Origin of the sequence: Pseudomonas sp. NPDC089406 (genome assembly GCF_044900265.1) — a bacterium.
Lineage (GTDB): Bacteria > Pseudomonadota > Gammaproteobacteria > Pseudomonadales > Pseudomonadaceae > Aquipseudomonas > Aquipseudomonas fakonensis.
This window is the reverse complement of the sequence record NZ_JBJDNC010000018.1, coordinates 49395-67809: the sequence shown is the minus strand read 5'-3', so window position 1 is coordinate 67809 and position 18415 is coordinate 49395. Positions and strand designations below refer to the sequence as shown.

At 65.2% G+C, this 18415-nt stretch carries 21 protein-coding genes and 1 pseudogene; 9 read left to right on the top strand and 13 right to left on the bottom strand.

What is annotated here, in order from left to right; genetic code table 11:
• Window positions 1–327 precede the first annotated feature (327 nt).
• The 6 genes and pseudogenes from ACI2KK_RS14615 to glpT all read left to right on the top strand — a co-directional run.
• Window positions 328–885 carry a lipocalin family protein gene (locus ACI2KK_RS14615; RefSeq protein ID WP_404669418.1) on the top strand — a complete coding sequence of 186 codons (558 nt, stop codon included), beginning with the start codon at window positions 328–330 and terminating at the stop codon, window positions 883–885.
• Between the two features lie 61 nt (window positions 886–946).
• Window positions 947–1252 (top strand): NIPSNAP family protein, encoded by a 306-nt coding sequence (locus ACI2KK_RS14610; protein WP_404669417.1) that lies wholly within the window; start codon window positions 947–949, stop codon window positions 1250–1252.
• Between the two features lie 76 nt (window positions 1253–1328).
• The gene (locus tag ACI2KK_RS14605) at window positions 1329–1853 is read left to right on the top strand and encodes a hypothetical protein (protein ID WP_404669416.1); all 525 of its coding nucleotides are present in this window, start codon (window positions 1329–1331) and stop codon (window positions 1851–1853) included.
• A gap of 99 nt (window positions 1854–1952) precedes the next feature.
• Window positions 1953–2357: a DUF2231 domain-containing protein gene (locus ACI2KK_RS14600; RefSeq protein WP_404669415.1), complete on the top strand. Its 405-nt coding sequence runs from the start codon at window positions 1953–1955 to the stop codon at window positions 2355–2357.
• Window positions 2354–3640, top strand: a complete 1287-nt coding sequence (locus tag ACI2KK_RS14595; protein WP_404669414.1) for a PQQ-dependent sugar dehydrogenase — start codon at window positions 2354–2356, stop codon at window positions 3638–3640. Before ACI2KK_RS14600 ends, ACI2KK_RS14595 begins: the two co-directional genes overlap by 4 nt.
• A gap of 172 nt (window positions 3641–3812) precedes the next feature.
• Window positions 3813–5161: pseudogene (glpT, locus tag ACI2KK_RS14590) on the top strand (glycerol-3-phosphate transporter); the annotation flags it as partial.
• Window positions 5162–5168: 7 nt separating this feature from the next.
• Here glpT and ACI2KK_RS14585 read toward each other — a convergent pair.
• From ACI2KK_RS14585 to gnd, 13 genes are all read right to left on the bottom strand, one after another.
• Entirely contained in the window at window positions 5169–5468 is a 300-nt protein-coding gene (locus tag ACI2KK_RS14585) for a hypothetical protein (RefSeq protein WP_404669413.1), read from the bottom strand.
• A 97-nt stretch (window positions 5469–5565) separates the two neighbouring features.
• Entirely contained in the window at window positions 5566–6294 is a 729-nt protein-coding gene (locus tag ACI2KK_RS14580) for a glycoside hydrolase family 19 protein (protein WP_404669412.1), read from the bottom strand.
• Window positions 6295–6431: 137 nt separating this feature from the next.
• Window positions 6432–6830 (bottom strand): hypothetical protein, encoded by a 399-nt coding sequence (locus tag ACI2KK_RS14575; RefSeq protein WP_404669411.1) that lies wholly within the window; start codon window positions 6828–6830, stop codon window positions 6432–6434.
• Between the two features lie 246 nt (window positions 6831–7076).
• Window positions 7077–7382, bottom strand: a complete 306-nt coding sequence (locus tag ACI2KK_RS14570) for a hypothetical protein (RefSeq protein WP_404669410.1) — start codon at window positions 7380–7382, stop codon at window positions 7077–7079.
• Entirely contained in the window at window positions 7379–7651 is a 273-nt protein-coding gene (locus ACI2KK_RS14565; protein ID WP_404669409.1) for a hypothetical protein, read from the bottom strand. The genes ACI2KK_RS14570 and ACI2KK_RS14565 overlap by 4 nt, the downstream gene beginning before the upstream one ends.
• Before the next feature lie 74 nt (window positions 7652–7725).
• Complete coding sequence (locus tag ACI2KK_RS14560) at window positions 7726–8355, bottom strand: DUF2589 domain-containing protein (RefSeq protein ID WP_404669408.1); 630 nt, start codon at window positions 8353–8355, stop codon at window positions 7726–7728.
• 18 nt (window positions 8356–8373) lie between these two features.
• Window positions 8374–8853 (bottom strand): DUF2589 domain-containing protein, encoded by a 480-nt coding sequence (locus ACI2KK_RS14555; protein ID WP_404669407.1) that lies wholly within the window; start codon window positions 8851–8853, stop codon window positions 8374–8376.
• A 225-nt stretch (window positions 8854–9078) separates the two neighbouring features.
• Window positions 9079–9537: a GNAT family N-acetyltransferase gene (locus ACI2KK_RS14550; protein ID WP_404669406.1), complete on the bottom strand. Its 459-nt coding sequence runs from the start codon at window positions 9535–9537 to the stop codon at window positions 9079–9081.
• 5 nt (window positions 9538–9542) lie between these two features.
• Entirely contained in the window at window positions 9543–9752 is a 210-nt protein-coding gene (locus ACI2KK_RS14545) for a DUF1737 domain-containing protein (protein WP_404669405.1), read from the bottom strand.
• A gap of 198 nt (window positions 9753–9950) precedes the next feature.
• Complete coding sequence (locus tag ACI2KK_RS14540; protein WP_404669404.1) at window positions 9951–10187, bottom strand: hypothetical protein; 237 nt, start codon at window positions 10185–10187, stop codon at window positions 9951–9953.
• Window positions 10188–10941: 754 nt separating this feature from the next.
• On the bottom strand, window positions 10942–12738 hold the full coding sequence (locus ACI2KK_RS14535; protein WP_404669403.1) for a glycoside hydrolase family 15 protein: 1797 nt from the start codon (window positions 12736–12738) through the stop codon (window positions 10942–10944).
• Between the two features lie 214 nt (window positions 12739–12952).
• Window positions 12953–14455, bottom strand: coding sequence for a glucose-6-phosphate dehydrogenase (gene zwf, locus ACI2KK_RS14530; RefSeq protein WP_404669402.1), 1503 nt, complete (start codon window positions 14453–14455; stop codon window positions 12953–12955).
• Window positions 14452–15435, bottom strand: a complete 984-nt coding sequence (gene gnd / locus ACI2KK_RS14525) for a phosphogluconate dehydrogenase (NAD(+)-dependent, decarboxylating) (RefSeq protein WP_404669401.1) — start codon at window positions 15433–15435, stop codon at window positions 14452–14454. Before gnd ends, zwf begins: the two co-directional genes overlap by 4 nt.
• Window positions 15436–15636: 201 nt before the next feature.
• Here gnd and ACI2KK_RS14520 point away from each other — a divergent pair, with 201 nt between their 5' ends.
• The 3 genes from ACI2KK_RS14520 to glgA all read left to right on the top strand — a co-directional run bounded on the left by ACI2KK_RS14520 (window position 15637) and on the right by glgA (window position 18408).
• The gene (locus ACI2KK_RS14520) at window positions 15637–15804 is read left to right on the top strand and encodes a DUF6026 family protein (protein ID WP_369990692.1); all 168 of its coding nucleotides are present in this window, start codon (window positions 15637–15639) and stop codon (window positions 15802–15804) included.
• Between the two features lie 91 nt (window positions 15805–15895).
• Window positions 15896–16354 carry an SgcJ/EcaC family oxidoreductase gene (locus tag ACI2KK_RS14515; protein WP_404669400.1) on the top strand — a complete coding sequence of 153 codons (459 nt, stop codon included), beginning with the start codon at window positions 15896–15898 and terminating at the stop codon, window positions 16352–16354.
• Between the two features lie 494 nt (window positions 16355–16848).
• Window positions 16849–18408 carry a glycogen synthase GlgA gene (gene glgA, locus ACI2KK_RS14510; RefSeq protein WP_404669399.1) on the top strand — a complete coding sequence of 520 codons (1560 nt, stop codon included), beginning with the start codon at window positions 16849–16851 and terminating at the stop codon, window positions 18406–18408.
• The last annotated feature ends 7 nt before the right edge of the window (window positions 18409–18415 follow it).

Here is an 18415-nt window from a genome sequence, read left to right as displayed (position 1 = left end):
AGCTGGTGCGATCCCTGTAGGAGCCGGCTTGCCGGCGATCACTGGCGCAGCCGGTGCCAGCTTTAGCCTGTGCAGGCCCTATCGCCGGCAAGCCAGCTCCTACAGGTACGGCACTGGCCTGAAACTTATGCAATCCCTGTGGGAGCGGCTTTAGCCGCGAACACCGGCGCAGCCGGTGCCATCCATAGCGGTGCCTGCTCAGCGGTGGTTCGGCACTCCGACAATGCCCGCCTCCACGCGCCCAACTGCACCTTTTTATTCCATACAACTTTCCCCACGCCCGCGCATCCAACCTCCTGTACACCTTGCCCTTTCCAGGAGGTTTCCATGGCCATGCGCACCACCCTGCTGCTGTCCTGCCTCACCCTGGCCCTGGCCGGCTGCTCAAGCTCCCACGACCAGCAACTGCCGCCCCCCAATACGCAACAGGTCGACCTTCAGCGCTACCAAGGCACCTGGTACGAACTGGCACGCCTGCCGATGTTCTTCCAGCGCAACTGCGTGCAGTCCGAGGCCCGTTACGGCCTGCGCGAGGACGGGCGCATCGACGTCAACAACCGCTGCAAGGAACAGGACGGCCAGTGGAACGAGGCCCACGGCATCGCCGAGCCCCAGGTACCGGGCCGCACCGACAAGCTCTGGGTGCGCTTCGACAACTGGTTCAGCCGCCTGGCGCCAGGGCTGACCAAGGGCGAGTACTGGGTGCTGTACGTAAGCCCCGACTACCGCGTGGCCCTGGTCGGCCACCCCAACCGCGACTACCTGTGGCTGCTGTCGCGCACGCCAACGGTGAGCCAGCAGACCCGCGACCAGTTGCTGCAGCTGGCGCGCAAGCAGGGCTACCCCACCGACCAGCTGATCTGGCGCCAGCCCGATACCCCGTGACGCCTGCCGGCACTGCCTGTAAGGTGAGCCTCCCCCGGCTCACCCAAAGGATTGCGTGCACATGGTCACCTGCCACCTCAAGTACCTTATCGACCCCTACCAGGTACCGGCCTTCGAGGCCTACGCCAAGCTGTGGATCCCCATCGTCAACCGCATGGGCGGCAGCCACCACGGCTACTTCCTGCCCAGCGAAGGGGCCAACAACGTGGCCTATGCGCTGTTCAGCTTCCCCAGCCTTGCGGCTTACGAGGCCTATCGCACGGCGTCGGAAAGCGACCCTGAGTGCATTGCGGCGTTTGCCCTGGCCACCGAGCAGCGCTTCATCATCAGCTATGAGCGCAACTTCCTGCGGCCGGTGCTGGGTTGAAAACTGCTTTGCTGCGCCCCTGTAAATAACGCCCAGTCACACTCAGGAACTCTGCGTGAACGGATTCAAATGCTCCATGGCACTCGCTGTAGCCCTGATGCTGGGCTGCAGCCCGGACAAGCAGCTTACTTTCGATATCGAATACGGATTCTTCGAGACCTTCATGCGCGAGCCTGTGGGCGCTCAGGGTCAGCTGACCTGCCAGGTACGCATCGACGAGAACCGCCGGGGCGAGAAGTGGGTGCCTTCGGTGATTCTCGCGGCTGCCGAGGACGACAAGGAAGACTCGACGCTGTTCCTTTCCAGTTACCCGGTCGAGGAAGGTACCCAGCGAGTGTTCGCGCTGCGTACCCTCGTCGACGCAAAGCCAGTGATCAGGGAATGGCCGCTGACCGGCCCCAACCGCAATGACCGCTACGGCCTGCGCGTGGCATGGCACGCCGACGGATCGATCAGCTACCAGATGGACAACGGCGAGGGCTGGAGCGCCGCGGCCACGGTGCGCGAACCCGGCTTCAAGGTACGCCATGTCAGTGCCCATGCCAGCGGCGTAAAGGGCAACGCCACCTGCCGGTTGAGCGACGACGACACATCCGACTGAACCAACACTCCCGGTTGGTGATCCTTCACCTGAGCGCCTGCGCGCGCCCGATGGACTTGCGCCATCGCCCCAAGGATCGCCGAACGATAAGGAGTGCCCGTGACCACCACCACCGCCCCCCTCTACTACCGCACCCCTGGTGTGCTGCATACGACCCTGCTGGCCGGCAGCGTGCCGCTGTTTCTCGGCGGCCTGATCAGCGACATCGCCTACTACCAGAGCTTTCAGATCCAATGGAGCAACTTCGCCTCCTGGCTGATCGCCGGCGGCCTGTTGTTCAGCGGCCTGGCCTTGCTGTTCGCCCTGGCTGGCCTGCTGCGCGGCGCGCGCAAGCTGTACTTCGTGCTGCTGCTGGCTGCCTGGCTGCTGGGTTTGGTCAACGCCTTCGAACACGCCAAGGACGCCTGGGCGGTGATGCCTGCCGGGCTGGTGCTGTCGGTCATCGTCAGCCTGTTGGCCTGCGTGGCTACCTGGTTGGGCCTGCGTACAGAGGTGGCGCCATGAAGCTTGCACTGAGCGCCCTGAGCATGGCCTTGCTGCTCAGCGCCTGCGGCGGCGAGGGTGAGCCGACCCAGAGCCGCGGCCCCGAGCCGAAACTGCCGGCCCCCGAACGCGGCCTGCTGCCGAGCATGAAAATCGCCGAGCCTGCGGCCTGGGGCGACAACATGCCCAAGGTGCCCGAGGGTTATCGCATCACGGCCATCGCCAAGGATTTGAAGATCCCGCGTCAGACCCTGGTGCTGCCCAACGGCGACATCCTGGTGGCCGAAGGCCGCGGTGGCAATGCCGCCAAGCTCAAGCCCAAGGACGTGATCGCCAGCCAGATCAAGGCCAAGGGCAACACCCAGGTCAAGGGTGGCAACCGCCTGACCCTGCTGCGCGATGCCGACGGCGATGGACAGTACGAAATGCAGACGGTGTTCGCCGAAAATCTCAACGCCCCTTACGGCCTGGCCTTCGACAGCGGCAAGCTGTACGTGGCCAACCAGGACGCGCTGGTGCGCTTCGACTACCAGGACGGCCAGACCAAGGCCGGTGGCCCGCCGACCAAGGTTACCGACCTGCCGGCCGAGATCAACCACCACTGGACCAAGTCGCTGGCAGTGAGCCCCGACGGGCGCCACCTGTACGTGGGCATCGGCTCCAACAGCAACATCACCGAGCGCGGCATGGAGGCCGAGGTGGACCGCGCCATGGTCTGGGAGGTGGATGCGGTGACCGGCGCCCACCGCCCTTACGCCACCGGCCTGCGCAACCCCACCGCACTGACCGTGCAGCCCGGCAGCGGGCAGTTGTGGGCAGTGGTCAACGAGCGTGACGAACTGGGCCCGGACCTGGTGCCCGATTACCTGACCTCGGTGAAGGAAGGCGCGTTCTATGGCTGGCCCTTCAGCTACTGGGGGCAGAACGTCGACGACCGGGTACGCCCGCAGAACCCGGACAAGGTCAAGGCGGCAATCGCCCCCGACTACAGCCTGGGCTCGCATGTGGCGGCGCTGGGGGTGGACTTCTCCACGGCGGCCATGGGCCCGCAGTTCGCAGACGGCGTGTTCGTGGGTGAGCACGGCAGCTGGAACCGGCCCAACCCGGTGGGCTACAAGGTGATCTTCGTGCCGTTCAAGGACGGCAAACCGGCCGGTGAACCGGTGGACTTCGCCACCGGTTTTCGCGGTGACGACGGCAAGACCCGCGGCCGGCCGGTGGGGGTGACGGTGGACCCGCGCGGGGCGCTGATCATTGCCGATGACCTGGCCAATACCCTGTGGCGGGTGACGCGGGTGCAGTGACAGCGCATCGCGGGGCAAGCCCGCTCCCACGGGTAGCACAACAACGTGGGAGCGGGCTTGCCCCGCGATGGCCTTTCAAAAACCAACAAATTCTCCCGATCGAAGCGATATTTTTTCTGTAACGAAAATGTAATATTCGCTTTCGCATACCTATAACAATCGGGAGCTTCACATGTTTGCCTTTTTCCGCCCTGCCCTGCACAAGGCGCCGCTGCCCGACGAGCACGTCGACAGCACCTACCGGCGCATGCGCTGGCAGATCTTCGCCGGGATTTTCTTCGGCTATGCCGGCTACTACCTGCTGCGCAAGAACTTCTCCCTGGCCATGCCCTACCTCATCGAGGAAGAGGGCTACACCCGCGGCCAGCTGGGCCTGGCCATTTCGGCCATCGCCATTGCCTACGGGCTGTCCAAGTTCCTCATGGGGCTGGTGTCCGACCGCTCCAACCCCCGCTACTTCCTGCCCTTCGGCCTGCTGATCTCGGCCGGGGTGATGTTCATTTTCGGTTTCGCACACTGGGCCACCTCCAGCGTAGCGATCATGTTCACCCTGCTGTTCATCAACGGCTGGGCCCAGGGCATGGGTTGGCCGCCGAGCGGGCGGACCATGGTGCACTGGTGGTCGCAGAAGGAACGCGGCGGCGTGGTGTCGGTGTGGAACGTCGCCCACAACGTCGGCGGCGGCCTGATCGGCCCGCTGTTCCTGCTGGGCCTGGGCTGGACCAACGACTGGCACGCAGCGTTCTACGTGCCGGCTGCCGTGGCCGTGCTGGTGGCGGTGTTCGCCTTTGCCGCCATGCGTGACACCCCGCAGTCGGTGGGGCTGCCGCCGGTGGAGCAGTACAAGAACGACTACCCCGAAGGCTACGACGAGAGCCACGAGCAGGAATTCAGCGCCAAGCAGATCTTCGTCGAGTACGTGCTGCGCAACAAACTGCTGTGGTACATCGCCCTGGCCAACGTGTTCGTCTACCTGCTGCGCTACGGCGTGCTGGACTGGGCGCCGACCTACCTGAAAGAGGCCAAGCACTTCAGCGTCGACACCACCTCGTGGGCGTATTTCTTCTACGAGTGGGCCGGTATTCCCGGCACCCTGCTGTGCGGCTGGATGTCCGACAAGATCTTCCGCGGCAACCGCGGCCTGACCGGCATCGTGTTCATGGCCCTGGTGACCGTGGCCACCCTGGTGTACTGGCTGAACCCGCCAGGCAACCCGACCATCGACATGGTCGCGTTGTTCTCCATCGGCTTTTTGATCTACGGGCCGGTCATGCTGGTGGGCCTGCAGGCGCTGGAGCTGGCACCGAAGAAAGCCGCCGGCACCGCCGCAGGCTTCACCGGGCTGTTCGGCTACCTGGGCGGCTCGGTCGCGGCCAGTGCAGCGATGGGTTACACCGTTGACCACTTTGGCTGGGACGGCGGCTTCGTCATGCTGGTAAGTGCCTGCCTGCTGGCGATCGCCTTCCTGCTACCGACCCTGCGCTACACCCATGCGCCAAGCGCTGCCCGAGAGACGCTGGCCTGACCCTCAGCGCCGTTGCGCAGGGCCTGGCCGGATACCCCCATGGGCATCCAGCCAGGCCTGCAGGCCGGTGATGAAATCGTTCAGCGGCAGGTGCAAGGCCTGGCCACGCCCAGCCTTGTAGGGTTCGATCACGACATCCTCGTCATCGAAGCTGACCCGGTGGGCATCCCCCAGGTAATCCTCTACCACGCGGTTGCTCAAGGTGGCCCGGGCTCGCTCCAGCAGGTGCGCCACGGCATCGGGTGTGGCTTCCTCGTCGATGAAACGCTGCAGGGTGTCGGTGGCGTCGTCGAGATGGGACATGGCAGGTTCCTTCTGTCGGTGAAACCACACAGTGGTGTGCGGCTCCAACAGGCAGAATAGGCTCTGCTCGCCAGCTTGCCAGCGCCAGGCGCTGCGCTCAGCCGCGCAACAGCCAGCGGGCCCGGGCCAGGTAGAATGCGCGATCGTCCAGGCCGTTGTAGCCGCCGTTGATGCGCCGGGTGACCTGGCGCAGATCGTCCTGGTCGGCCCACTCGTTGAGCCCATTGCGCCACCAGAACCAGCCGGCGACATCCACGGCAAGGGCCGGCTCGTGGCTGACCTGGGCCGGGTCGTCGGCTTCAAAGTCACGCTGACAGTGCTGGCCATAGGCGCGGTAATTGGCACGGCCGGTGAGCTGGATCAGCCCGCGGCCCTTGAAGCGCACGCCATCGCCCGGCTGCAGGTTGCCCAGGTCCTTGCGCCCTTCATAGGCCTGACCGTTGGCGATTTCTTCGGTGTAGCGCAGGCAGCCGCTCTCATGGGCGACCTGCGCCAGAAAGTGCGCGATGCGCAGGGGGGTGTCGATGCCATAGCGTTCCAGCGCCGCCAGCAGGGGCTGGTGGAACGCCTCGATGCGGGCAGCGGACCCGTTGATCATCACCGCCCACAGCAGCGCTGCCGGCACCCCGTCCGGCAGGCCGGCACGCAGGGCGTCCAGGGTCACGTCAGCTGGCGCCAACAACCCTTGTTCAGCGATACCCATGCCCTGGCGAAAGCTGGCCAGGGCGTTGCTTGATGTGGCCCCCCAGACGCCATCGATGGCCAGTGACTGGCTCACGCCGTGCTGCCCGCGGCTCAGGCCGAGCAGCAACTGCAGGCTCTTCACATCTGCCGTCGTGTTACGGCCCCCGGGTCCAACGGTTTGCAAGATGCACATAATTCAACTCCTGCGCACGGGCAAGCCGCAGCCTGCAGACAACGCTGCGGCGTGCCCGTGCATCGAGGGAAAGGGTTTGAAGGGCGTCAGCCGTCGCGCAAACCCGCACGCCGCAAGGTGAAGTCGTAGACCGTGTCGTTGGCCTTGTTGAGCACCTCGATCTGCAGACCATCGGTGCCCGAGCGCTTGCGCAGGTAACCGGAGACCAGCGTTGTGCAGCGGCCAGGCCCGGGGCCTTGCAGGCTGTAGCTGTTGACCTTTCCTACGGTGCCGGCGAACTCCAGCGCGAAGCCGCACTTCCAGTCGCCGTTGAAGCGAATGGTGCCGGCGTTCTCGCCAAGCTTCAGGGTCTGGCTGATGCTGAGCAGTATCGGCACATTGCGCCCGTTGTCCTCGAGGATGCCTTCGTATTTCCTGTCGGCATGGGCCGATGTCAGTGCTACCAGCGCAATCGCGCCCGATAGCAAGGCCAGTGTTGGTTTCATGGTTGTTCTCCATAATTGAAGGTTGCGTCATTCGGTTCAGCCAAGTGCCACCCGGCCCAATCAGGGAGGGTGTCCAAGTGCAGTGCGGCCAACCCGCCCAGCCCTACCAGGCCTACCAGCAGAGCCAGGCCAAGGGCGCGCCGCAGCCGTATCGACAGCCATCGACGCCTGCTCCTGGGCGCCTCCTTGAGCAGTGCGCGCAGCGCCACGCTCTGCTCGGGTGTCAGCAGCAGCAGAATCGTGGGGTCATGCCTGCTGCCCATCGCCCCCCCTGGTGAAATGCCCAATGGGCTGACCATCGACGCGCACCACGATGGCGCCGTCGTCGGCTGGTAGCTCGATGCTCAGTTCATAACTCGCCTGCTTGCGCCCGGGGGTGCCCCCCAGGCGCAGCGCCAGGGTCTGTGCCGAGTCACCCGGCTCCACCGTGGCCAGCAGCTCCAGCGCCAGCGAGCCGACACGGGTGCCCGGCCATTGCCTGGCGGTAGCGTCGCGGGCCTGGTGCAGGGCCTGGTCGAGCGTGCGCACGAATTGCTCCAGGTGCTCGCTCATTGACCCTCCGGCTCATCACCCAGCCAGTACGGCCGCCGGGCGAAACCCACGTGGTAGATCAGCGCCTGCAGCACCACCTGGTGCTCGCCGATATTGAGCAGGTTGAAGGATTTCTCGATACCGACGATGCGCCCTTTGGGCAGCTCGCTCAGGCAGCGGTTGAGCAGTGCGGTCTGCTGCTGGATCAGCGCTTGCGACGTCAGCTTTTCCGGATCGGTGCTGCCGACGACGATGCGCTTCACATAGCCAACATCGGTGAGGTCGAACATCGTGTGGGGCCTCGCTGCCAAGGGCGGGTGGCGTCAGCCAGGCAGAGCCTGGCCGGGAGACGGCGTGGCTGGCATCAAGCGGCCGAGCTGTCGCCGAGCTGGGTGATGGCGCGCGGAGCGACCGACTGGGAAATCAGGTCCATCACCCGTGCCAGGCCTTCCGGCATGCCACTGTCGGTGGCATTGAGCTCGACGTGGTAGCGCGCCGAATGGTCGGTGGAGCGGGTGTGCTCCTTGTGCGAAGACACCGAGCCGGAAATGTTCACCTTGGCGCTGAACGGGCCCCAGCCCACCTTGGCCTCGGCAGACATCGCCGCTTGCGCGCTGCTGGCATCACGCAGGTTCTCGGAGTGCTTGACCTCCATGTCGAAGGTGATACCGACATTGTTGATGGCAAGGTTCGGCACCTTGACCACCGACAGCAGCGGTACTTCCAGCTCTACCCGCTCCATCGCCGTGCCACCGTCGGCAGCCGGGGCAGCGGAGGGCCGGTCGAAACGAAAACTCACGGTACGGACATCACCGACCCCGTTGGGGTCGCTTCCTTCAGCATCCTGCGGCGGCAGAAAACCCACCACCTTGATGAACTCGGCCGTGGCGTTGGCCAGGCGCACCTGGGCATCGCAGGCAGCGGTCAGCGGGCCACCGATCAGATCGCCCATTGGCAGGCCGCGGAACTGGTTACCCATTACGAAATTGGACATGGCTGTTACTCCTGGTTTTCAGATCAGTTTGTCGAGGTTTTGCACGAGCCGGGCCATGCCTTCGGACGCAGGCTGGGTCTCGACCCGCAGGGTCACGCGGGCCAGAGGCCCGCCTTCCCCCGTGCGCCGGACACCAAGGTCGACACTCAGGGGGTTATGGCATTCAGTCGGCCAGCCTTGGGCATCCAGGCTCTGGGCACAGGTCTCAGACGGCGTCGAGCTGGTCTGCGCGTTCAGGCCGACCTCGAAAGCGATTTCCATGTCCTTGACGGCCAGCAGCCTGGCCCCGATCAACGACAGCAAAGGCACCCGCACCAGGCGTTCCTCGCCAGCCACCGCCGAGGGCACTGGCAGGCGCACATCGATGCACACCGGGCGGTTGTCCTCGTCGAAGTACTGACGCACCGTGGACATCTGCAAGCGCTGAATCTTGTCCTGCGCCTCGGCGACCGCGCCGGCGATGCCCTGGATCAGTTGCTGGAAGGACTGGTTCGCCAAGGCGGACGCTCCTTTTTCGGGTCAGATTACCTGTGCGGCTTACCTGCTGGCCCCGCGTACAGAGGGCCATGGGCAAACCGGGCGGACAGTCGCGCAAAAGCTTCGCGACCTTGGCCAAGGGGGTTCGATCGCTATAGTGCCGGGGTGGCGCGATGGGTCAGAGAGGGAAATACTTGCAAGTGGCCCCAGCGCCGCAGGCGCAGCACGGCCGTGTCGGTTGCGTGGTCAGGCGCTGATCAGCGCTTTGCGCATGAATACCCGGGGGAAGCCATCCTGGATGGCGCGGTGGGTCTGGCGGTAGCCCAGCTTGCGGTAGAGGGCGAGGTTTTCGGTCATCGCCGCATGGGTATACAGGCGAATGGCCTCGCAGCCTGCGGCCCGTGCCTGTGCTTCGCAGGCCTGCAGCAACAGGCGGCCGATGCCCTGCCCTTTGCAGGCCGGCAACACGGCCACATTGGCCAGCAGCAGCTCACGGCCTTGGTGGCGCAGTACCAGCAAGCCGACGATGCGCCTGGCTTGCCGGGCAACGTAGACCTCGTCGTCGCGCACTACTTGAGCGTAGTCATCCAGCATCGGCCCGGGCTTGCGGCCGATACGGGGAATGTAGGGGCTGTAGGCCTCGGCTACCAGCGCGGCGATGGCGTCAGCGTCCTCGAGGGTAGCCCGGTGCAGGGTGGCGGGCATGGGGCTCAGCCTTGCGCGGGGGTGCCATGGCCGGGCCAGAGGATGGCCTGGGCGGCGACCACGTGGCCCTGCACGGCATCGAAGGTGACGCTGGGCGAGCCGTACAGCTGGTAGCCGAGAGCGAGGTTCTCGCTGATGCGCTTGCAGAAGGCGGCGTCGTCCTTGCCGGTGATCAGGCGGTAGACCGGCAGGCCGTCGGGTGGGGTGCTGGGCATTGGCGGGGGCCTCGTCTGGGTGCGGGCGCTTTGATACGCCGGGGCCGGGCATCATGGCATACCCGGCCTGGCACGTGCTGGCTCAGTTGGCTGGTAGATACTGGATTACCTGGCAGGCTTACGCGCCCCTCTGTAGGAGCTGGCTTGCCAGCGATGAGGCCGCTGCGCCAGGCGCACTTCAAAAAAGTAAACGCGGCCTCAATGCTGCGTCTGACCTTCCAGTTGCACTTGCGCCAGCGCCGATTCCAGCAGCGTGCGCAGGCATTCGATTTCGTGCACTGCCGTGAGGGCCAGAGTGGAGCCCAGTGAATGGGGTGGTGAAGCCAATGCGGACTGGTGCGCCACGGCCAGGGCGCAGCGGGTGAACTCGGTGGCCTGGATCAGGGTGTCTTCGAGGTGGTAGCGGGCGGGTGGGTCGGGGACGATTTTCAGCATGACGATGCTCCATTTGCATGAGAGTTACCGCCATTCACTACCTTGCAAGTAAGGGTGGCGGCTGTGTGCAGGGCTGCAAGACCGGGGCAATAGGAGAAAACCCGGCTGGCCCGAAGGCCACCCACACACAGCCGCCATAAACAGAGCCACAGACAAGCGTCGGCGGCATAGCGGTGAGCGCTAGGCTTCCTATCACACACGGGCTTGCAGACCCGGTCGTTGAATTGGCAACGACGGAGCGAGACTAGGGAGCTGCGGGGCCGGTCGCAATGGCTCAGGGGCGGTAAAAGGGTGTTTCGGAAATGGACTACAGGCAATAGGGAAGATCTGATTGGGGTTTGTAGGAAGTCGCTAGATTTTTGGGTGGTTCTAGCTAGTGGCTCATCCGCCATTAGGGCCATCCATTTCAAGGTGTTCGCGTCAGGGCAGCCAGGTGCTCGCCACAACCCTTGCAGCGCCTATAAGATAGAGCGCCGCCCGCGCGGCGCATCGCGACACAAGGCCGCTCCTACATCTGTTTCGGGCCAGTCTGTTCTGTGCCATCACCTGGTCCGCCTTGTTGGTTCGACGCGAGTTCAGCGTGGGCATCGCCGCCGCTCCACATGACTCAAGGCATGCACCAAGGCAGGCGCCGATACGTTCACAGGCATAACTGGCCCGAAACAGATGTAGGAGCGGCCTTGTGTCGCGATGCGCCGCGCGGGCGGCGCTCGATCTGATAGGCGCTGCAAAACCTTCGGCGAACACTTGTCAGCTACCCACAACTAGCCCGATCCCGCACCGGACACTGCGCCCGATACAAATTCAACGCCGTATTAATAATCCCAATATGACTAAACGCCTGCGGATAATTCCCCAACATGCGCCCCCCCGCCGGGTCATATTGCTCGGCCAACAACCCCACATCATTACAAAGCCCGGTCAATCGCTCATACAACGCCTGAGCCTCCCCCTGCCGCCCCAACAGCACATACACATCCGCCAACCAGAACGAACACACCAAAAACGTCCCCTCCCCCGGCGTCAGCCCATCACTGCAGTTGTCACTGTCGTAGCGCAGCAACAGCCCGTTACGCAGCAGGCGCTTTTCGATCTGCTCCAGGGTGCGCAAGAAGCGCGGATCATCCGCCGGCAAAAAACCGGTCAAGGCGATTTGCAGCAAGCTGGCGTCCAGCTCGGTAGACCCATAGGCCTGCACGAAATGACTGCCACCGGCATCCAACCCCTTTACACAAACCTCGTCACGAATGCGGTCAGCCACCTCGCGGTAATGCCGCGCCTGCTCACGCCCCTCCTCGGTGGTTTCGGCCAGCCCCGCCGAGCGGTCGAAGGCCACCCAGGCCATGACCTTGGAATGCACGAAGTGCTGACGCCCGCCGCGCACCTCCCATAGCCCTTCGTCCGGCTCACGCCAGATACGCTCCAGGTACGGCATGATCGCCCGGGCAATGGCGGCGCTGCGCGGGTGGCGCGGCAGGCCGCCGCGAATCGCCTGGCTCATGGCGTCGGCCAGCTCGCCATAGATGTCCAGCTGCAACTGGTCGGCGGCAGCGTTGCCCACCCGCACCGGCTGCGAGTGCTCGTAGCCGGCCAGCCACGGCAAGGTGAACTCGGTCAGGTCACGCTCGCCGGCCAGGCCGTACATGATCTGCATCTGCTCGGGGTTGCCGGCCACCGAGCGCAGCAGCCATTCGCGCCAGGCCTGGGCTTCGTCGAAGTAGCCCAGGTTCATCAGCGCCAGCAGCGTCATGGTGGCGTCGCGCAGCCAGCAGTAGCGGTAGTCCCAATTGCGCTCGCCGCCCACCCGTTCGGGTAGCGAGGTGGTGACGGCGGCGACCATGCCGCCGGTGGGGGCGTAGGTCATGGCTTTGAGGGTCAACAGCGAGCGGCGCACCAGCGCGGTGTAGGGGCCGACGTCGGGGCAGCGGGCGGCGAAGGCCTGCCAGTGGTTGATGGTGTGTTCCAGGTCGTGGTCGGCATCGCAGCCGGGCTGCACTGGCAGGTGCGAGGGCTGATGGCACAGGCTGAACACCTGGCGCTGGCCGGCGCACACGCGAAAACGCGCGACGCTGTGGTGGTCCTGGCCGTGGGTGGCGGTGGTGCTGCGCAGAATCAGCCGGTCAGGGCCGGCCACGGCGCTCAGGGTCAGCGGGTCGATCTTCTCCACCCAGGGCACGCTGCGGCCGTAGTCGAAGCGCAGCACCAGGTCCATTTCGAAGGCGGTTTCGCCGGCCAGGCCTTCGACGATGCGCAGCACCGCATTGCTCTCGCCAAGGGGCATGCAGTCGAGCACCCGGGCGCGGCCGCTGGCAGTGACCCAGGTGGTTTCCAGCACCAGGGTGTCGTCCAGGTAGCGGCGGCTGCAGTGTTCTACCGGGTCGCTGGGGGCGATGCGCCAGCGGCCGTTTTCTTCGTTGCCGAGCAAGGCGGCGAACACCGCGGGGGCGTCGAAGCGCGGCAGGCACAGCCAGTCGAGGGCGCCGTCGCGGCTGACCAGGGCGGCGCTGCGGCAGTTGCCGATAAGGGCGTAGTCTTCGATGTGGGCGGGCATCGGGGCTCCTGCGGTTGGCGGGGTTCGCAGGGTTGGATGCCGGGATCGGGCTGGTCGTTCCGCTGGGGTTGGTCAGCAAAGCCGAAGCATATCCCTGTAGGAGCGGCCTTGTGTCGCGAAAGGGCCGCAAAGCGGCCCCGTAGATTTCGCATGGAGTCGAGAACCTGGGGCCGCTTCGCGCCCCTTTCGCGACACAAGGCCGCTCCTACAGGGCTCACCCCAGGCTATGCCACTCGCGCTTGTCGCGGCTGAGCAGCTCGTTGCCGGCTTCGGGGCCATCCTCGCCAGCGGCGTATTCATGCACCTCCCCGCTGCTCCAAGCATCCAGAAACGGCTGCACCGCGCGCCAGCCGTTCTCGATGTTGTCGGCGCGCTGGAACAGGGTCTGGTCGCCGGTCAGGCAGTCGTAGATCAGCGTCTCGTAGCCGGTGGCCGGGGTCATCTTGAAGAAGTCCTTGTAGGCAAAGCCCAGCTCGACGTTCTCCATCACCAGCTCCGGCCCCGGGCGCTTGGCCTGCAGGTCGAACCACATGCCCTCGTTGGGCTGGATCTGGATTTTCAGGTAGTTGGGCTTGGGCCGCTCCAGCTCGCTTTCGCGAAACTGCGCATAGGGCGCCGGCTTGAAGCAGATGGCGATCTCGGTGTCGCGCACGCTCATGCGTTTGCCGGTACGCAGGTAAAACGGCACCCCGGCCCAGCGCCAGTTGTCGATCATCACCTTCAACGCCACGTAGGTTTCGGTCTGACTGCCCTCGGCCACGTTGGGCTCGTCGCGGTAGGCGGCGAGCTTCCTGCGGCCCTGCTTACCGGCCGCGTACTGCCCGCGCACCGAGTTTTTCAGGGCCATCTTCGCCGACCAGGGGCGAATGGCGCCGATCACCTTGGCCTTTTCGCCGCGCACGGCATCGGCGCCGAACGCTGCTGGCGGCTCCATGGCCACCATGGCAAGCAGCTGGAACAGGTGGTTGGGCACCATGTCACGCAGCGCGCCGGTGTTGTCGTAGAAGGCGCCGCGGGTTTCGACGCCGACGGTCTCGGCGGCGGTGATCTGCACGTGGTCGATGTAGTGGTTGTTCCAGAACGACTCGAACAGGCCGTTGGAAAAACGGCTGACCAGGATGTTCTGCACCGTCTCTTTACCCAGGTAATGGTCGATGCGGTAGATCTGCCGTTCGCTCATCACCTTGAGCAGGCAGGCATTCAACGCCTCGGCGCTGGCAAGGTCGGTGCCGAAGGGCTTTTCCACCACCACCCGGCGAAAACCGCCGGCGGACTCATCCAGAAGGCCCGCCTCGCCCAGGCGCTGGGCCACTTCGGGGAAGAAGCGCGGCGAGGTGGCGAGGTAGAAAATCGCATTGCCGTGGGCGGTCTTGTCGATGCGTTTGCCCAGGGCCTGGTAAGTGGCGGGGTCGAGAAAATCTCCGGTCTGGTAATCCAGGCGCTTGGCCAGGCGCGCCCAGAGCTTTTCATCCAGGCACTTGGCGGCGCCTTCGCCGCCTTTGTCGCGCTCCTGCATGAAGGCATGCAGGCGACCGGCAAATTCCTCGGCGGTGGCCGGGTTATGGTCGACGCCGACAATGCGCAGGTTGCGGTCGAGCAGGCCGTCGCGGCTGAGGTTGTACAGCGCCGGCATCAGCAGGCGCTTGACCAGGTCGCCATTGGCGCCGAACAGAAACAACGTGCAAGGCGGTGCAGCGGGGATTTTCTGTTCGGTCATTGGCCTTTTTTCTCCACATGGCCACCGAAGCCCAGGCGCATGGCAGAGAGCACCTTGTCACCGTAGGTACCCTGCTGCTGGCGCGAGCGAAAACGCGCGAACAGCGCGCTGGACAGCACCGGAACCGGCACCGCCTGCTCCACGGCAGCATCGATGGTCCAGCGCCCTTCGCCACTGTCGGACACCGAACCGCTGAACTGGCTGAGCTGCGGGTCGGCCACCAGGGCGTCGGCGGTGAGGTCCAGCAGCCACGAGGTGACCACGCTGCCACGGCGCCACACTTCGGCGATTTCCGGCAGGTTCAGGTCGAAGCGCTGATCTTCCGGCAGCTCGTCGCCGCCCTTGCTGCGCAGCAGGTCGAAGCCTTCGGCGTAGGCCTGCATCAGGCCGTACTCGATGCCGTTGTGCACCATCTTCACGTAGTGGCCGGCACCGGGGGGCCCGGCGTGAATATAGCCATGCTCGGCGCGCTGGTGCTCGCCACTGCGCCCGTGGGTGCGGGGGATGTCGCCAACGCCGGGGGCCAGGGCCTTGAACAGCGGCTCAAGGCGCTCGAACACGTCCTTTTCGCCGCCGATCATCATGCAGTAGCCACGCTCCAGGCCCCAGACGCCGCCGGAGGTGCCCACGTCGAGGTAGTGCAGGCCGCGCCTGGCCAGCTCGGCGGCGCGGCGCATGTCGTCCTTGTAGAAGGTGTTGCCGCCGTCGATGATCGCATCGCCCGGCTCCAGCAGCTCGGCCAGCTGGGCGATGGTCTGCTCGGTGGGCTCGCCGGCCGGCAGCATCACCCACACCGCGCGCGGCGCCTTGAGCTTTTGCACCAGCGCACCGAGGTCGTGGGCCCCTTGCGCGCCTTCGCCCTCCAGGGTGGTGATGGCCTCGCGGCTGCGGTCGTGCACCACGCTGCGATGGCCGGCGCGCATCAGGCGCCTTGCGATATTGCCGCCCATGCGGCCCAGCCCGACGATTCCCAGTTGCATGTGCCGACGCTCCCGTTAGCAATGGATGACACGCGTTGAAGGTTTCAGGTTAGTCCAGCCTGCCGCCCAAGGGTTCACCGACGAACGGCACGACCACGATAAACAAAAAAGTTCCCATGGGCAGGGAAAGAATTCAGAATGCGCGCCGCGTGAAGCGACTACGCTTTCCCTTGTCACCAGCCAGAAACGCGAGGTGTGCTCATGGGTACTCTGATGCCTGCAACCCCCACCCAGACCCTCTACGTCACCATCCGCCGTGACGAACTGCGCCAGTTGAAAGACGAACGTGACCAACTGCTGCAGCAGGTGGCCCTGCTGAACAGCCTGTTGCAACAGGCCGGCAACGAGGAAAAAGCGCTCAGCCGCTGACGGTTTTTCCGATACGCCACGGGCGGCGCCGTTCCTACAGTGAACCGCGCCGCAGGCCCGCCCCGGGCCTGCCCTGCCACAGGCGCTACCGATGAAACGCGTAACCCTCGCTTGCACCCTCGCCCTGCTTTGCCTGCCCAGCCTGCACGCCCAGGCCAATGCTCAAGAATGCCGAAGCGCAGGCGCCGCCGAGCTGCTCAAGCTGTTCGACCAGTGGAATGCCAGCCTGCTCAGCGGCGATGCCGCCCAGGTGGCCGCGCTGTACCGCGATGATGCGGTGCTGCTGCCGACCGTCTCTGCCACCCCGCGGCTCACCGCTGAAGCGCGCCTGGATTACTTTCGCAAGTTCCTGCTGGACCGCCCCAGCGGCAAGCTCGACACCCACGAGGTGCAAAGCGGCTGCAACGAGGCCACCGCAGCCGGGCTGTATACCTTCGACTTTGCCGCCACCGGGCAGCGGCTGGCAGCGCGCTACACCTTTACCTACCGCTTCGATGGCCAACGCTGGCTGATCAGCCAGCATCATTCGTCGATGCTGCCGCGGGATTGATGACGCGGCTCTGACCCTTCCCCTTTTGCAGGTCTGGCCCCATCGCCGGCAAGCCGGCTCCTACAGGGACAGCGCAGGCCTGAACGCCATCAGTCCCTGTGGGAGCGGCCTCACTCACACGCCCCAACCCGCCAACGTTTGCGAGGACGAACGGTCGTCAGTTTAGTGACCCGCTGGTCACATAAATGCCGCTTCGTCTCCTACACTGCAGATTCGGCCCGCGATTTGCTCGGAAAACGTGACGTAAAAAAGTCGAACTTTCCGAAACACGGGCAGGTCAGGAACTAAGTAGGCCATTGCAAAGGGACTTCCTCTCGCTCGGCCCACCCACCCCAACCAGTCCACACGCCTATTGGCCGGAGTGCCAGGCGTGCCGTGCCTGCGCGCACAAATATGGGGCAAGGACCGCACTACGAAGATGCAACACCGAAAACAGAGAGAACCACAACGAGCCAACGCAACGCACCCCGCGAACACAAGGGACGGAGAGAAGTATGATCAGTGCCGCTGTCGAGCCACACGCAGATTCATTCAACCCGGATAACCGCGAGCCGCTGCCACCCAGCCTCGCCCCGACAGTCAAGGCACCCGGCGCGCTGCGCCAGCACAACCCGAACAAGCGCAAAGTCCTGTTCGTCACCTCGGAAATCGCCGACCTGGTCAAGACCGGCGGCCTGGGCGACGTGTCCTCTGCCCTGCCCCGGGCGCTGGCCCACCTGCACGATGTGCGGGTGCTGATCCCCGGTTACCGCCAGGTGATGGAAAGCGACAACCCCATTCATATCGTCGGCGAACTGGGCGGCCACGCCGCACTGCCGCCGTGCAAGATCGGCCGCATGGACCTGGCCGACGGCCTGGTGATCTATGTGCTGATCTGCCCCGAGCTGTACCAGCGCGACGGCACCCCCTACGGCGCCAACAACGGCCGCGACTGGCCCGACAACCACATCCGCTTCGCCCGCCTGGGCCTGGCAGCGGCCGAGATTGCCGCTGGCGAAGGCATGGCCCACTGGCGCCCCGACCTGGTGCACGCCCACGACTGGCCGGCAGGCCTGGCCCCGGCCTACATGCACTGGCGCGGCCTGAGCACCCCGACCCTGTTCACCATCCACAACCTGGCCTACCAGGGCGTGTATGGCCGTGGCTGCAGCCCGGAGCTGGCGATTCCCGAACATGCCATGCAGCAAGAGGGCATGGAGTTCTACGGCAAGCTGTCGTTCCTCAAGGCCGGCCTTGCCTACTCCAGCCACATCACCACGGTAAGCGCCACCTACGCCCGCGAAATCACCACGCCAGAGTTTGGCTGCGGCCTGGACGGTTTCCTGGCCAGCAAGGCCCAGCAAGGGCTGCTGGGCGGCATCCCCAACGGCATCGACGAAAGCTGGGACTCGGCCACCGACCAGCACCTGCACCACACCTTCAGCATCAATGACTGGGACGGCAAGGCGCGCAACACCCAGCAGGTGCGCGAACTGTTCGGCCTGCAGCCGAGCGATGGGCCGCTGTTCGCCGTGGTGTCGCGTCTGGTGTACCAGAAAGGCCTGGACCTCACGCTGGGGGTGGCCGACTACATCGTCGAGCAAGGCGGCCAGATCGCCATTATCGGCCGTGGCGAGCCTGAAGAAGAGCAAGCCATGCGCGAACTGGCGCTGCGCCACCCGGGGCGCATCGGCGTGCGCATCGGCTTCAACGAAACCGATGCCCGGCGCATGTTCGCAGGCAGCGACTTCCTGCTGATGCCCTCGCGCTACGAGCCTTGCGGCCTGAGCCAGATGTACGCCCAGCGCTTCGGCTCGCTGCCGGTGGCGCGCAACACCGGCGGGCTGGCCGACACCATCGAGAACGGCGTGACCGGCTTTTTGTTCGACGACTCCACCGTCGAAAGCTACCGCGAAGCCTTGAGCCGGGCCTTCTACACCTACAGCAAGAAAGACCTGCTCAACGCCATGCGCTGCCTGTCGATGACCCAGCCGTTCAACTGGTGCCAGGCGGTGGAACCCTACGCGCGCCTGTACGAGGACCTGGTCAAGCAGACCCAGCAAGCCCACCCTTAAACGGAGC